The sequence below is a fragment of the Brevundimonas sp. P2_A6 genome, assembly GCF_056404975.1.
The window spans coordinates 20617-33765 of record NZ_JBFUCZ010000006.1 but is presented as its reverse complement, the minus strand read 5'-3'; the positions used below and the strand labels follow the sequence as shown (position 1 = coordinate 33765).

Annotated in this window: 13 protein-coding genes and 1 tRNA gene; 4 read left to right on the top strand and 10 right to left on the bottom strand. The window is 68.2% G+C overall.

Going from position 1 to position 13149, the window contains the following annotated elements; translation table 11 throughout:
• Positions 1-25: 25 nt before the first annotated feature.
• A complete protein-coding gene (locus AC1DW4_RS13230; RefSeq protein ID WP_477017735.1) occupies positions 26-2161 on the bottom strand; it encodes a DEAD/DEAH box helicase in 2136 nt (711 codons plus the stop codon).
• Positions 2162-2354: 193 nt separating this feature from the next.
• Here AC1DW4_RS13230 and AC1DW4_RS13225 point away from each other — a divergent pair, with 193 nt between their 5' ends.
• A complete protein-coding gene (locus AC1DW4_RS13225; protein WP_477017734.1) occupies positions 2355-4736 on the top strand; it encodes a pre-peptidase C-terminal domain-containing protein in 2382 nt (793 codons plus the stop codon).
• 67 nt (positions 4737-4803) lie between these two features.
• A complete protein-coding gene (locus AC1DW4_RS13220; RefSeq protein WP_477017733.1) occupies positions 4804-5004 on the top strand; it encodes a hypothetical protein in 201 nt (66 codons plus the stop codon).
• On the opposite strand, the gene AC1DW4_RS13215 is transcribed toward AC1DW4_RS13220, so the two are convergent.
• From AC1DW4_RS13215 to AC1DW4_RS13180, 8 genes are all read right to left on the bottom strand, one after another.
• Positions 5001-6230, bottom strand: coding sequence for an NAD(P)/FAD-dependent oxidoreductase (locus AC1DW4_RS13215; RefSeq protein ID WP_477017732.1), 1230 nt, complete (start codon positions 6228-6230; stop codon positions 5001-5003). The two genes, AC1DW4_RS13220 and AC1DW4_RS13215, sit on opposite strands and share 4 nt — an antisense overlap.
• A gap of 9 nt (positions 6231-6239) precedes the next feature.
• The gene (gene maiA, locus AC1DW4_RS13210) at positions 6240-6869 is read right to left on the bottom strand and encodes a maleylacetoacetate isomerase (RefSeq protein ID WP_477017731.1); all 630 of its coding nucleotides are present in this window, start codon (positions 6867-6869) and stop codon (positions 6240-6242) included.
• 10 nt (positions 6870-6879) lie between these two features.
• Complete coding sequence (locus AC1DW4_RS13205) at positions 6880-7572, bottom strand: fumarylacetoacetate hydrolase family protein (protein ID WP_477017730.1); 693 nt, start codon at positions 7570-7572, stop codon at positions 6880-6882.
• On the bottom strand, positions 7569-7874 hold the full coding sequence (locus AC1DW4_RS13200) for a putative quinol monooxygenase (protein WP_477017729.1): 306 nt from the start codon (positions 7872-7874) through the stop codon (positions 7569-7571). Before AC1DW4_RS13200 ends, AC1DW4_RS13205 begins: the two co-directional genes overlap by 4 nt.
• A gap of 47 nt (positions 7875-7921) precedes the next feature.
• Positions 7922-7996 (bottom strand) — tRNA-Val (locus AC1DW4_RS13195).
• Between the two features lie 64 nt (positions 7997-8060).
• Complete coding sequence (locus AC1DW4_RS13190) at positions 8061-9350, bottom strand: dicarboxylate/amino acid:cation symporter (RefSeq protein WP_477017728.1); 1290 nt, start codon at positions 9348-9350, stop codon at positions 8061-8063.
• A gap of 110 nt (positions 9351-9460) precedes the next feature.
• A complete protein-coding gene (locus AC1DW4_RS13185; protein WP_477017727.1) occupies positions 9461-9589 on the bottom strand; it encodes a hypothetical protein in 129 nt (42 codons plus the stop codon).
• Between the two features lie 3 nt (positions 9590-9592).
• A complete protein-coding gene (locus AC1DW4_RS13180; RefSeq protein ID WP_477017726.1) occupies positions 9593-10309 on the bottom strand; it encodes an HAD-IA family hydrolase in 717 nt (238 codons plus the stop codon).
• A gap of 68 nt (positions 10310-10377) precedes the next feature.
• On the opposite strand from AC1DW4_RS13180, the gene glmU reads away from it, so the two are divergent.
• Together glmU and rpiA are read left to right on the top strand one after the other, a co-directional pair.
• Positions 10378-11730 (top strand): bifunctional UDP-N-acetylglucosamine diphosphorylase/glucosamine-1-phosphate N-acetyltransferase GlmU, encoded by a 1353-nt coding sequence (glmU, locus tag AC1DW4_RS13175; RefSeq protein ID WP_477017725.1) that lies wholly within the window; start codon positions 10378-10380, stop codon positions 11728-11730.
• Positions 11727-12410 carry a ribose-5-phosphate isomerase RpiA gene (gene rpiA / locus AC1DW4_RS13170; protein ID WP_477017724.1) on the top strand — a complete coding sequence of 228 codons (684 nt, stop codon included), beginning with the start codon at positions 11727-11729 and terminating at the stop codon, positions 12408-12410. Before glmU ends, rpiA begins: the two co-directional genes overlap by 4 nt.
• A 6-nt stretch (positions 12411-12416) precedes the next feature.
• On the opposite strand, the gene AC1DW4_RS13165 is transcribed toward rpiA, so the two are convergent.
• Positions 12417-12971: a DUF922 domain-containing protein gene (locus tag AC1DW4_RS13165; protein WP_477017723.1), complete on the bottom strand. Its 555-nt coding sequence runs from the start codon at positions 12969-12971 to the stop codon at positions 12417-12419.
• Positions 12972-13149: the final 178 nt, after the last annotated feature.

Genomic DNA, 13149 nt, shown 5'->3' with positions numbered 1-13149 from the left:
CTCCCGCAAGGGGAGAAGGGTCGGTTTAGCCGTTCGGCTTCTTCTTGCCCTTGAACGGCTTGCCGGTCCCCTTGGGCTTGCCGGTCCAGGCCTTTTCGCCCGACGGTGCCGCGTCGGCGCGCGGAGCCCAGGGCTTCTTGGCACCGTGAGGCTTGGCCACCCAGGGCTTCTTGCCTTCGGGCGTCGGAGACTCTGGCGTGCGCTTGACCCACGGCTTCTTGGCCGGAGCCGCACCAGTGTCGACCTTGCCCGCCCACGGGGTACGTTCGGCGCTCTCGGGCGTGTCGCGCTTGACCCACGGTTTCTTCTCGCCAGCAGGCGCGTCGCGTTTGACCCAGGGCTTCTTGTCGCCCGAGGGTGCTGCATCGTCGCGAGATTTCCACGCTGGCTTGTCGCCACGCGGGGCGCGATCCCCTTCGGTCTTGTTGGCCCAGGGTTTCCGCTCGGGGCGATCGCCGTCGCCCGAAGGCTTCTTGTCCCAGCGGCTGGCGGGGCGTTCCTTCGGACCCGGTGCCACGGCCTCCGACACCGTGACGCCGTCCTCGGTCGAGGCGGCGACGGCGGCCTTGAACTTGGCCTCGGCCTCCTTGGTGATCTCGAACTTGGTCTCGCGATCGAAGATCTTGATGGAGCCGATGTCGCGCTTGGTCACATGGCCGATGCGGCAGATGGTCGGCAGCAGCCATTTCGGATCGGCGTTCTTGTCGCGACCGATGTTGATGCGGAACCAGGCCATGTCGCCGCCGCGCGCGAAGTCCTGGAACGGCGCGTCGGTCTGGCCGCGATCGTTCTTGCCGGTCTCCTGCTGACGCTTCATGCGGTCGTCGTCGTAGACGTCCTCGGGCGCGGGCAGCTTCTGGCGATACAGGCGGATCAGGGAGGCGGCGACCTGTTCGGGCGTCGTCCGCTCCAGCAGCAGACGGCCCAGCTCCAGCGCCTCCTCGTCCTCGACCGGCGCGGTTAGGGCGGGATCGGCCAGCAGACGCTCGCGGTCCTTTTCCAGGATCATCTCGGCGCTGGGTGGCCCGGACCATTCGGCCACGATCGACGCCGACTGCAGCATCAACTCGACCTTGCGCCGGCGCGTGTAGCTGACCAGCAGGACGGATACGCCCTTCTTGCCCGCACGCCCGGTGCGGCCCGAACGGTGCAGCAGGCCGGCCTTGTTGACCGGGATCTCGGCATGGATGACCAGGCCCAGGTCGGGCAGGTCCAGGCCGCGCGCGGCCACGTCGGTGGCGACACAGACGCGGGCATGGCCGTCGCGCAGCGCCTGCAGCGCCTCGGATCGCGCGCCTTGCGTAAGCTCGCCCGACAGGCCGACAACGGAGAAGCCGCGTTCGCGCAAGGAAGCGGTCAGATGCTTCACCCGTTCGCGCGTGTTGGCGAACACCAGGGCACCGGGGGCTTCGAAGTATCGCAGCACATTGACGACCGCGAGTTCGATCTCGTTCGGGGCGCAGCGGATGGCCTTGTATTCGATGTCGGCGTGGGACTTGGTGCCCGACACCGTATCGATGCGCACGGCGTCGCGCTGATAGGTCTTGGCCAGCTGGACGATGTCGCGGGCGAGCGTCGCCGAGAACATCAGGGTGCGTCGGGTCGCGGGCGCGGCGTCCAGGATGAAGGTCAGGTCTTCCTGGAACCCCATGTCCAGCATCTCGTCGGCCTCATCCAGCACGACGGCGCGGGCCTCGGACAGGTCCAGCGCGCCGCGTTCCAGATGGTCGCGCAGACGTCCCGGCGTGCCGACGACGATGTGGGCCCCGCGTTCCAGCGCGCGACGCTCGACCTTGGGGTCCATGCCGCCCACGCACGACACGATGCGGGCGCCGGTCTGGGCATAGAGCCACGTCAGTTCGCTGGCGACCTGCTGGGCCAGTTCGCGCGTCGGGGCGATGACCAGGGCCAGGGGCGCGCCGAAGTCGGTGAACCGCTCGGCCTCGCCCAGCAATGTGGGGGCCAGGGCCAGGCCGAATGCGACGGTCTTGCCGGAGCCGGTCTGGGCCGAGACCAGCAGATCGCGGCCGACACCGCCCTCGACATCGCCGTCCTCCGACAGGGCGGCTTCCAGCACGGCGGCCTGGACAGGCGTCGGCTCGGCATAGCCGCGTTCGGACAGGGCGCGATCGAGCGCGGGATGGCTGGCGGGGAAGGGCATGGGATTTCCGTAGGGCGCTTCGCCTGGAATGGCGAGGCTGCAGGTCGTTTTGGGAGGGCGCGGCCTATGCTCCCCGATCAAGGCCGAATGGTGGTGGTGGCCGAAAGATGTCGAAATCTGACCGGGGTTACGCGACGGGATGACAGCGGCGACGCTTGGGGGCAGTGTGCCGCCGGTATTCGGGGGAATCTCTATGCGCAAGCTGCTGTTTTCGACGGTCCTTTCGGTCACCCTGGCGGGCGGTCCGTTGCTGACCGGGCCGGTCTGGGCTCAGACCCAGCTGCGGCCGGGCGGGCAGGTGCAGGGCGAGCTGGCGCGCGGGGACGACCAGCTGGATTCGGGCGAGTTCATCGATGTCTACGAGGTTCAGGGCCGCGCGGGTCAGCCGCTGTCGGTGACCATGCGCTCGGACGACTTCGACACCTATCTGATGGTGCGCGGGCCGGGCGACTTCGAGGAGGACAACGACGACGGTGGCGACGACGGCACCAACTCCATGCTGGACGTGCGGCTGCCGGTCGACGGCACCTACCGGATCACTGCCACCAGCTATGAATCGGGCGAGAGCGGTCGTTATTCGCTCAGCCTGGGGGCCGGGGGCGGAAATGGCCCGCGGGGCGGCAACGGCGGCGGGAACGCCGGCGGCAACTCCGGCGGGGGCACGCTGTCGGCCGACCGTCCGGCCAGTGGCGCGCTGGCGTCGGGCGACCGGACCCTGTCGACCGGAGAGTTCGCCGATGCCTGGAGCTTCCCTGTGCGACGGGGCCAGTCCTACAGCGTCAGCCTGAACGCCAGCGACTTCGACCCCTATCTGATCCTGCGCGGACCGGGCGGGCTGTCGGAAGACAACGACGACGACACCGGCCAGCGCGGCACCCGAAACAGCCGCATCACCTTCACCGCCCCCGCCGACGGCACCGTGAACGTCTCGGCCACGAGTTTCGAGAGCGGCGAGACCGGCCGATACCAGATCGCGCTGGAGGAGGGCGGTCGCGGTTCGAGCGGCGGCGGACGCCCACAGCAGGGGGCCTACACGCCGCCCTCCCGTCCGGTGCAGGGCGCGATCACGATCGGCCAGACGGTCAACGGATCGCTGGGGCGCGGCGACCGCCAGCTGGATTCGGGCGAATACATCGACACCTACACCGTGCGCGGACGCCGGGGTCAGCAGCTGGACCTGCGGCTGACCGGGAACGGCTTCGACCCCTATATCGCCATCGAGGGACCGGGCGGCCTGTCGGAGTTCAACGATGATGACAGCGAAGGCGACGGCCTGAACAGCCGTCTGTTTGTGACCCTGCCCGCCGACGGCGAATACCGGATCACCGCCACCAGCTATGAGGCCGGAGAGGCCGGCGACTATCGCCTCAGCGTCGTCCCGGCCACGGGCCGCCAGCAGGCTGGACGGCCGCAGCAGGACAGCTACGTCGAGAACGATCGCGGCCGTCAGGACGTGGCCGGCGGCACGATCCGCATCGGTGACACCGTGGGCGGCAGCCTGCAGTCCGGCGACGATCAGCTGGACTCGGGCGAATACGTCGACACCTTCACCTTCCGGGGGCAGCGCGGCCAGCGGGTGGCGGCGGAACTCACGTCCTCGGCCTTCGACGCCTATATCCTGCTGACCACGCCGTCGGGCGAGCAGCTGGAGAACGACGACGGCGAGGACGGCACCAACAGCCGCCTCGACACCGTCCTGTCCGAAGACGGTGAATACACGGTCGCGGTGACCAGCTATGAACCCGGCGAGACCGGATCCTATCGCTTCGCCGTGGTCCCTAGCCAGGGATCTCAGCGCCAGGCGGCGGTGCAGGGCGGGGCGAGGGTGTTCGCCATCATGGTCGGCATCTCCGATTACGGCGACGAGGCCAACAACCTTCCCTACACCGACGAGGATGCCGAGAAGCTGTCCGAGACCCTTCAGCGCGAAGGCGTTCTGAACGCCTCCAGCGTGGTCCTGACCAATGCCGAGGCGACCATGGGCGGGGTGCGGCGTGCCTTCCAGAACGTGGCGCGCCAGGCCGGGCCCAACGACATGTTCCTGTTCTTCTTCTCGGGACATGGTGATCAGACCGAGATCGCCCCGTCCGCGCTGGAGCCGGACGGCCGACGCGAGAGCATCGTGCTGCGCGACGGTGAACTGTCGGACACGGAGATGGCGTCGCTGTTCGACAGCGTGAATGCCCGGCTGTCCCTGCTGGTGCTGGACAGCTGCTTTTCGGGCGGCTTTGCGCGCAACGTCGTGGATCGGCCGGGCGTGATGGGCCTGTTCAGCTCCGAAGAGGATCTGACCAGCGCGGTGGCCGACAAGTTCGAGGCCGGCGGATACCTGTCGCACTTCCTGCGGGCGGGTCTGGCGGGCGAGGGCGACGGTGACGGCGACGGCGCGGTCACGGCGGGCGAACTTGCCACCTATCTGCGCGCCCAGTTCGTGGCCGAGGTCCAGGGCGTGGAGTCCGAGACCATGGAAGGCCAGCGCAACTACCAGAACCTGGTCATCGACCGGGGCGGGGTGCAGGTCGACGACATCGTCGTGCGGCTGGCTTCGAACGGATCCAACCGCGGCGGGCTGTAGGGAAGGTCATCGTCGGGTCGAACGGCGTGAAGCGGAACACCCAAGACGTGACCGACGTTGAGGGCCAATGGGTGATCTGAACATCATGAAGGTTCTGGGCGTGCTCGCGGTTCTGGCCGTGATGATCGCGCTGTGGGCCTTCGGATCCCGCTTTTCGACAAGTCGCAACAATCCCGTTCATTTCACCGATGAGGACGACGACGGCGCGCCCGATGTCCCTACCGAGGAAAAGGCCCGTGCACGAGCGGCCTGGGACGGCGACGTCTAGCTCGTCGACCCGCTATCGATGCCGACGGCCTTCATGGAGATGGCGAGGTCGGTGACCTTGCTCACATCGACCGGCGTGCGCCGTCCGATCAGTTGTTTTCCGGCCATGAACTCGGGTGGGGCATTGACGGCCTCGACACAGACGATGCGGTCGCCGCACAGGTGGAAGACGGCGAACCGGCCGGTCGCGGGATCGCCCCGGACGATCGTGCGATCGGCCTCATTCGGCAGCCCGGCGATCTGAAGCTTAAGGTCGTACTGATCGGACCAGAACCAGGGCACCTCGGGTGCCGCCTGGGCCCGGCCGACGATGGCGTGGGCGGCCTGGCGGGCCTGTTCCAGCGCATTGGGCACGCTCTCCAGCCGAAGGGTCAGTCCGTGGACGGGGACGGGCCGGACGGTCACGTCGCCGATGGCATAGATGTGCGGGTCGGAGGTGCGGGCCACATCATCCACCACGATCCCGCCGGACCCGGCCGGGTCGCAGGCCAGCCCCGCCGTGCGCGCCAGACTGTCGTTGGCCAGCGCCCCGACACCCACCAGGATCACATCGGCCTCGACCAGACTGCCGTCCGCCAGCCGCACGCCGTCGGCCTCGAACCCGGCCACCTCGACGTTCAGGCGGACATCGACGCCCTCTGCGCGGTGGCGTTCGGTGAAGAAGGCGGACAGCGGCTCGGACGCTACGCGCTTCAGCACCCGGTCCAGCCGTTCCAGCAGCACGACCTCGGCCCCCAGCGAACGGGCCGACGCCGCCGCCTCAAGCCCGACATAGCCGCCGCCGACGATGACCAGACGACGCCCGGGGCCGAGCTGATCCTTCAGCCGTTCGGCATCGGCCAGGGTGCGCAGTTCGATCAGATGGGGCCGGTCCGCGCCGGGGATCGGCAGGCGGCGGCCGGTGGACCCGGTGGCCAGGATCAGGGCGTCGTAGGCTTCGACGGTGCCATCGGCCAGGGTGACCGTCCGCTCGGCCGGCGCGATGCCGATGACGACCACGCCGGTGCGCAGGGTGATCCCCTGTTCGGCGTAATAGGTCTCCGGCCGCAGGAGCAGGGAGTCCAGGTCCGTCTCGCCCTTCAACCAGGCCTTTGACAGGGGCGGGCGCTGATAGGGGGGCGCGGGTTCCTCACCCAGCAGCAGGATTTCCCCCTCGAAGGCGGAGGCTTTCAGAAGGGCGGCGGCCGACCCGCCCGCGTGACCGGCCCCGACGATGACGACCTTCATGGGGCGACCCTATTCCGCATCCGGCTGGCGGTCCGGATGGGTCTCCGCAAAGGCGGGCAGGGCCAGGCAGGCGGCCTCTATGGCTGACAGGCGCGGCCACCGCAGGTCGACGCCAAATCGGCGCGCATTGGCCATTTGGGGTACCAGGCAGACGTCGGCCAGGGACGGGGCATCCCCGAACGCGAAGTGTCCGACCTGATCGGCAACCAGGGTTTCCAGCGCATCGAAGCCGCCGGAGATGACCTCGCGCGCCCAGCCCCGGGTGTCGTCCTGGGTCTGGCCGCGTGCCTGAAGCGCCTTGAGCACGCGCAGGTTCTGCACCGGGTGAATATCGCATGCGATGACCTGGGCGAAGGCCCGGACGCCGGCTCGGCCGAGGGGATCGGAGGGCAACAGGGGCGGTTCGGGGTATGCCTCGTCCAGGTATTCGCAGATGGCCAGCGACTGGGTCAGCACGGTGCCGTCGTCCAGGATCAGGCTGGGGATCAGCCCTTGCGGGTTCACCGCCTTGTAGTCGGGCGACAGCTGCTCGCCCTTGCCCAGATGCTGGAACCGGGTCTCGACCGACCGACCCTTCAGGTGCAGCGCGATGCGGACCCGCCAGGCGGCCGAGGATCGGAAATAGCCGTGCAGGATCATGATCGGGTCCTCAGTGCGCGGCCGGGCCGACGGTGACGGTAAGGGTGCCGAGGCCCTCGATCGCTCCGACCAGGGTGTCCCCGGGGACGACCGGCCCCACCCCGGCGGGCGTGCCCGTGTAGATCAGGTCGCCCGGCTCAAGCCGATAGAATTTGGACACATGGGCGATGATCTCCGGCACCGACCAGATCTGGTCCGACAGGTCCCCCGACTGCCGTGGCTGGCCGTTGACGCTCAGGGTGATCGACCCCGCCGACGGGTCGAACCCGGCGGCCGGGTGGATCGGCCCCAGCGGCTTGGAGGCCTCCACGTTCTTGGCGGTGTCCCAAGGACGACCGGCCTCCTTGGCGGCGGCCTGAAGATCGCGCCGCGTCATGTCCAGACCGACGGCGTAGCCATAGACCAGGGACAGGGCATCGGTGGCGTCGACGTCGCGGCCGGGCGCGCCGATGGCGACGACCAGCTCGACCTCATGGTGGTAGTTGGCCGTCATGGGCGGATAGGCGATCACGGCCCCATCCGGGACCACCGTCTCGGCCCAGGCGGTGAAGAAAAAGGGCGGCTTGCGATCCGGGCTCGCGCCCATTTCAGCCGCGTGGGCGGCATAGTTCTGACCGATGCAGAACAGGCGGCGCACCGGAAAGTCTTCGCCGGTCGTGGTGCGGGCCAGAACCGGCGGGGCGGACGGAAAGGTCAGGGTCACTGGCTGAAGGCCTCCAGCACCGTCTCGACGTGTTCGACGCGCGGTGGGCTGGAGAAATGCGGCCCGACCAGACCGCGCCAGACCTGAAACGCCTCGCTCTCGCGGAAGTGTACCATGTGGTCCTCGATCGTGTCCCAGCCGACGACCAGCCGGTAGGTCTGCGGACGCTCGACCGAGCGGTTCAGCGCCAGACTGCGGCATCCTTGCGCGCCCCGAAAGCGCGCCGCCGCCTCGGCCACAGCCGCCTCGAACTCGGCTTCGTGACCCGGGATGACCTCGATCTCGGCGATTTCATGAATCATACGGTGGTCCTCTGCTCAGACGTGGTTGTCTTGATAGCGGAGAAGAATGGTGGATGCTGCAGGGATTGAACCTGCGACCCCCTCGGTGTGAACGAGGTGCTCTCCCGCTGAGCTAAGCATCCATCTCGGGCCCCGCTTAACGGGGAGGCGGGGACATAGCCCGCTCCCCGGCAGGTGGCAAGAGGATCAGATACCGGCCGCGACCACGGTCTCGGGCGTCTCCGCCTCCGGATCGCCGGGCAGCCAGGCGACGTGACCGTCGTAGATGCCCTGGTTCAGGATGCCCTCTTCCTTGGCGACAAGCACCGGGACCAGCATCTGGCCGGTGACGTTGGTGGCGGTGCGTATCATGTCGATGATCCGGTCGATGGCGACGATATAGCCGATGCCTTCCAGCGGAAGGCCCGCCGTGGACAGGGTCAGGGTCAGCATGACGATGCTGGTGCCGGGCACCCCCGCCGTCCCGAGGGACCCCAGCACCGCCGTCAGGCCGATTAGGACATACTGGGTGATCGTCAGGTCGATGGAGAAATACTGGGCGATGAAGATCGAGGCGATGGCCGGATAGATGGCGCCGCAGCCGTCCATCTTCACATTGGCCCCCAGCGGCACGGCGAAGGCCGCATAGGCCTGCGGCACGCCGAGACGCTCGACCGTCTGACGCAGGGTGATCGGCAGAGTGCCCAGCGACGACGATGTGGCGAAGGCCGTCTGTTGCGCCGCGAACGCGCCTCGGAAGAAGCTGGTCGCCTTCAGCCCGTGAAGCTTCAGCAGCCCCGAATAGACGATCAGGATGTGGAACAGGCAGGCCGCATAGATGGCCAGGATGAACTTGCCCAGCGGCAGCAGCGCCTCCCAGCCATAGCCACCGACGACCGAGCCGATCAGGCCGAACACGCCAAAGGGCGTCAGCTGGATCACCCAGCGGGTGATGCGGAAGATGATGGCCGCGCCCTCGTCGACGAAACGTCGCGCCGTCTGCGCCCGATCGCCCAGTGCCACCAGCGCCGCCCCGACCAGGGCTGAGAAGAAGATGATCTGGAGCACCTTGCCTTCGCTGAGCGCCGCGAAGGGATTGGTCGGGACGATGCCGATCAGGACGTCCAGTGGCGTCGGGATGACCCGGTCCTTGACCTCGCCCAGCGGCAGGTTCGACAGGCCCAGACCGGGATTGATGATGTGGCCGAACGCGAACCCGACCAGCACGGCCAGCAGGGACGTGATGGCGAACCACATCACGGTGCGCGCCCCCAGCCGGATCGCGCCCGCGCCCTCGCCCAGCTTGGCGATCGAGGAGGCGATGGTGAACAGCACCAGCGGTGCCACCACCATGCGGATCAGGTTCAGATAGACGTCGCCGATCGGCTGCAGCCAGACCTCGGCCCGCTCGCGCAGGATCAGCCCCGCGACGATGCCGAGCGCGAAACCTGCGGCGGTGCGTTGCCACAGGGGGACGGCGAAGAATCTGGCGAGCATGAAGGCGGACTTTCCGGGGAGGAACCGCAACATCGGCGTCGCCGGGGCGGATCGCAACCGTCAGGGTGGCAGTCCGTGCGCAGATTTGCTGGCACTGGCTTCAGCCGGCCTCATCGTCCGAAGAAGAAGCCCGCCAGCCCGCAGACGATGGCGGTGCCCAGGATCCACGGGATCCAGTCGTGGCGTTCCAGAAAGGTCCGGCGGCGCAGATCGCTGGCGTCGCCGTCTTCGTCGTCCATGCCTCAGCCGCCAAACATCGCCTTGTTCACATAGTGGTCGACCACGATCATATCGACGGCCTCCTCCACGTCTTCAAAAGCGTCGATGATGATGTCGCCGCCCAGGTCCTCGACCGGGATGGGGGTGTAGCCGAAGCTGACCAGCACACAGGGAATGCCCGCGTCCTTCGCCGTGCCCGCGTCCGGTGCCGCGTCGCCGACCATGATCGCGCGGGCCGGGTCGCCGCCGACCGCCTTGATGGCCTCGATCAGGTGCGCGCCCGAGGGCTTTCTCTCGCTGACCCGGTCCGGGCCGACGATGGCGGCGAAGTGGCGGGTCAGGTCGATCTTGCCGAGCAACAGTTCCGACAGGTCGCTGCGCTTGTTGGTCACGACCACCAGGGTCGCGCCGCGCGCCGACAGCGTCTCCAGCGTCTCGACCACGCCGTCGAACGGGGCGGACTCGTCGGCGATGTGATCGATGTAATCGGCGATGAAGGCGTCGAACAGCGCCGGGTCGCGCGCCTGTTCCAGCGGCGCGCCGGCCAGGGTGAAGCCGTGCTCCAGCAGCGCCCGCGCCCCGCCGCCGATCAGGTCGCGCGCCCCCTCCATCGGCGCGGGCGGCAGGCCCTTGGACACCAGCATGCGGTTCAGGGTGCCGACCAGATCCTGATGCGTCTCGACCAGCGTGCCGTCCAGGTCGAAGGCCAGGGTCCAGCCTTCCAGGTCGCGTTCGATCATCTTGCCTTCTCCCGCCGGGCCGCCCGATGGGTTAGACCTCGGCCGTTGACTAGCCGCCGGACCGATTCATGACCACCCCGCACCCCAGAGCCGCCATCATCCTCGCCGCCGGCCAGGGCACGCGGATGAAGTCGCCGGTGCCCAAGGTGCTGCACCCGGTCGGCCACCGCGCCATGCTGGACCACGCCATCGACGCGGCCGAGGCCCTGGGCTGCGAGCGGATCGTCGTGGTCGTGGGGGCGCATTCACCCGAGGTCCGCGCCCACGTCGTCAAGCGCCTGGGCGAGGATTCGATCGCGGTCCAGGACCCGCCGCTGGGCACCGGCCACGCCGTCCGCGCCGCCGAGGCGGTGCTCGGCGATTTCGTCGGCCAGGTCGTCGTGACCTATGGTGACGTGCCCTTGCTGCGCGCCGCCGACATCGAGGCGGTGTTCGAGGCCCACGACGGCGTCACCGTCATCGGCTTCGAGGCGGCCGATCCCGGGGCCTACGGTCGTCTTGTGATGGACGGCGACACCCTGACCGCCATCACGGAAGCCAAGGAAGCGACTGCGGAGGTTCTGGCTCTGACCACCTGCAACTCCGGCGTCATGGCCGCGCCGGTCGGCCTGCTGTTCGAACTGCTGTCCCAGGTCACGAACGCCAATGCCAAGGGCGAATACTATCTGACCGACGTGGTCGCACTGGCCCGGAAACGCGGTGCCCCGACCCGGGCCGTCATGGCGTCCGAGGACTCGGTGATGGGGGTCAACGCCCAGTCCGAACTGGCGACGGCCGAGGCCCTGTTCCAGAAGGTCCAGCGCGAGACCTTCCTGGCCGCCGGGGTGACGATGAGCGCGCCCGACACGGTCCATTTCGCCTGGGACACCCAGGTCGGGGCGGGCACGGTGATCGAGCCCTTCGTAATCTTCGGCCCCGGCGCGAAGGTCGCCGAACGCGCCCGCATCCGCAGTTTCAGCCACATCGAGGGGGCGACGGTGGCGACGGGGGCCGAGGTCGGGCCCTATGCCCGCCTGCGGCCCGGTGCCGAGCTGGGAGAGGGCGTCCGGGTCGGCAACTTCGTCGAGGTCAAGAACGTGCGGATGGAGGCTGGGGCCAAGGCCAATCACCTGTCCTATCTGGGCGACGGCTCGGTCGGGGCGGGCGCGAACATCGGCGCTGGCACGATCTTCTGCAACTACGACGGCTTCAACAAGGTCCGCACCGAGGTGGGATCAGGGGCCTTCGTCGGCTCGAACTCGGCGCTGGTGGCCCCGGTCACGATCGGATCAGGCGCGGTGATCGGCTCGGGCTCGGTCATCACCGAGGACGTGCCGGCCGACGCCATGGCGCTGGGGCGCGGGCGTCAGGTCAATATGCCGGGGGCGGGGGCTTCGTTCCGCGAACGGGCCAGGGCGATCAAGGCGGCGAAAGCGAAATGAGCGACCACCAGAAACAGCTCGCCGGCGAAGCCGCCGCCCTGCGCGTCGAGTCGGGCATGGTCGTGGGCCTTGGCACCGGGTCCACCGCCGCCTGGTTCGTCAAGGCGCTGGCCGCCCGCAACCTGTCAGGTCTGCGCTGCGTCCCGACGTCGGAGAAGACCGCCGATCTGGCTCGTGAGCTGGGTCTGCCGCTGACCACGCTGGAGGATGTGTCCCGCATCGACCTGACCGTCGACGGGGCCGACGAGGTCGGGCCGGGGCTGGCGCTGATCAAGGGCGGTGGCGCGGCCCTGCTGCGCGAAAAGCTGGTATGGGAGGCTTCCACCCGCTGCATCGTCATCGCTGACGCGGCCAAGGTCGTGCCGGTGCTGGGGGCCTTTGCCTTGCCGATCGAGGTCGTGACCTTTGGCCACAAGTCCACGGCGAACCGGATCATGGACGTCCTGACCGACCATGACATCGCCATGCCCGCCCGCCTGCGTCAGGCCGATCGGGGCGTCGTCCGCACCGACGGCGGCAACGTAATCTATGACGCGAAATGCGTGGCCATCCACGACCCGGTCCGCCTGGCCGACGACCTGAAGCTGATCACCGGCGTCGTCGAGCACGGCCTGTTCCTCGATCTGGCGGACGAGGCGATCATCGGGACCGATGCGGGCGTCGAGATCCGGCTGCCCTGAACGCGCTCAGAAGCGGAAGCCTTCCGTCGCGCCGTGCCGGGTGCGTCGATCATACTCTTCCGAAGCTGCGGTGATGCCTTCGCCGAACTCCTGCACCGCTACTCGCATCGCGTCGCAGGACGGGGCGGCGCGCATGGCCGACTGCATGCGTTCGGCCCCGTGGTTGACGATACGGACGTGATTGCCTTCGTGGATCTCCAACGCCGCCATATAATTCTGCCAGGCCCGTGTGTCGTCGCGATCCAAATGCTCTGGATCCAGCAAATCTGGCATGGTGACCGTGATTTCCACCGTAACCTCCGCCGTTGTGGGCTGGCACTGTCCGTCGGCTCCGTTGCGAAACCGAATCCGGTATTGCCAAGTCGTGGCTGCATCATGCTTCTCGCCGTTCAAATCCGGGCGTAGCGCGTTGATGTCGTCCCGGATGCTGCGTCTGGACCAGCCCGAAACGGGATATCCGACAATCACGACGTTCGGCAGGGCGGCCAGGCTCGGAACGGCAGCTGAAAGGCGTTGAGACGCCTCGGTTGAGGCAGCATCTTGGGGCGCGAGATCGAGCATGTGGCAACTCATGTGTTCGAAATGCGGCGAGATTGCCCGATGTTCTGCGCCACGCCTAGTGGCTGCTCCCGGCGTGCGGCGGCTTCAGTTCTCTTGCGAAGCCCTCCTTTAGCCCGACTTTTGGCAGGGCTGGCAGCCTCCGTGACAGCGCGGCGGACCTTGTCGCAGGCCGCCTGGA

Coding starts and splice junctions, on each gene's coding strand:
- AC1DW4_RS13165 (WP_477017723.1), bottom strand. CDS start 12,971: ATGCTCGATCTCGCGCCCCAAGATGCTGCCTCAACCGAGGCGTCTCAA.
- maiA (WP_477017731.1), bottom strand. CDS start 6,869: ATGATCCTGCACGGCTATTTCCGATCCTCGGCCGCCTGGCGGGTCCGC.
- AC1DW4_RS13215 (WP_477017732.1), bottom strand. CDS start 6,230: ATGAAGGTCGTCATCGTCGGGGCCGGTCACGCGGGCGGGTCGGCCGCC.
- AC1DW4_RS13190 (WP_477017728.1), bottom strand. CDS start 9,350: ATGCTCGCCAGATTCTTCGCCGTCCCCCTGTGGCAACGCACCGCCGCA.
- rpiA (WP_477017724.1), top strand. CDS start 11,727: ATGAGCGACCACCAGAAACAGCTCGCCGGCGAAGCCGCCGCCCTGCGC.
- AC1DW4_RS13180 (WP_477017726.1), bottom strand. CDS start 10,309: ATGATCGAACGCGACCTGGAAGGCTGGACCCTGGCCTTCGACCTGGAC.
- AC1DW4_RS13225 (WP_477017734.1), top strand. CDS start 2,355: ATGCGCAAGCTGCTGTTTTCGACGGTCCTTTCGGTCACCCTGGCGGGC.
- AC1DW4_RS13185 (WP_477017727.1), bottom strand. CDS start 9,589: ATGGACGACGAAGACGGCGACGCCAGCGATCTGCGCCGCCGGACCTTT.
- glmU (WP_477017725.1), top strand. CDS start 10,378: ATGACCACCCCGCACCCCAGAGCCGCCATCATCCTCGCCGCCGGCCAG.
- AC1DW4_RS13220 (WP_477017733.1), top strand. CDS start 4,804: ATGGGTGATCTGAACATCATGAAGGTTCTGGGCGTGCTCGCGGTTCTG.
- AC1DW4_RS13230 (WP_477017735.1), bottom strand. CDS start 2,161: ATGCCCTTCCCCGCCAGCCATCCCGCGCTCGATCGCGCCCTGTCCGAA.
- AC1DW4_RS13200 (WP_477017729.1), bottom strand. CDS start 7,874: ATGATTCATGAAATCGCCGAGATCGAGGTCATCCCGGGTCACGAAGCC.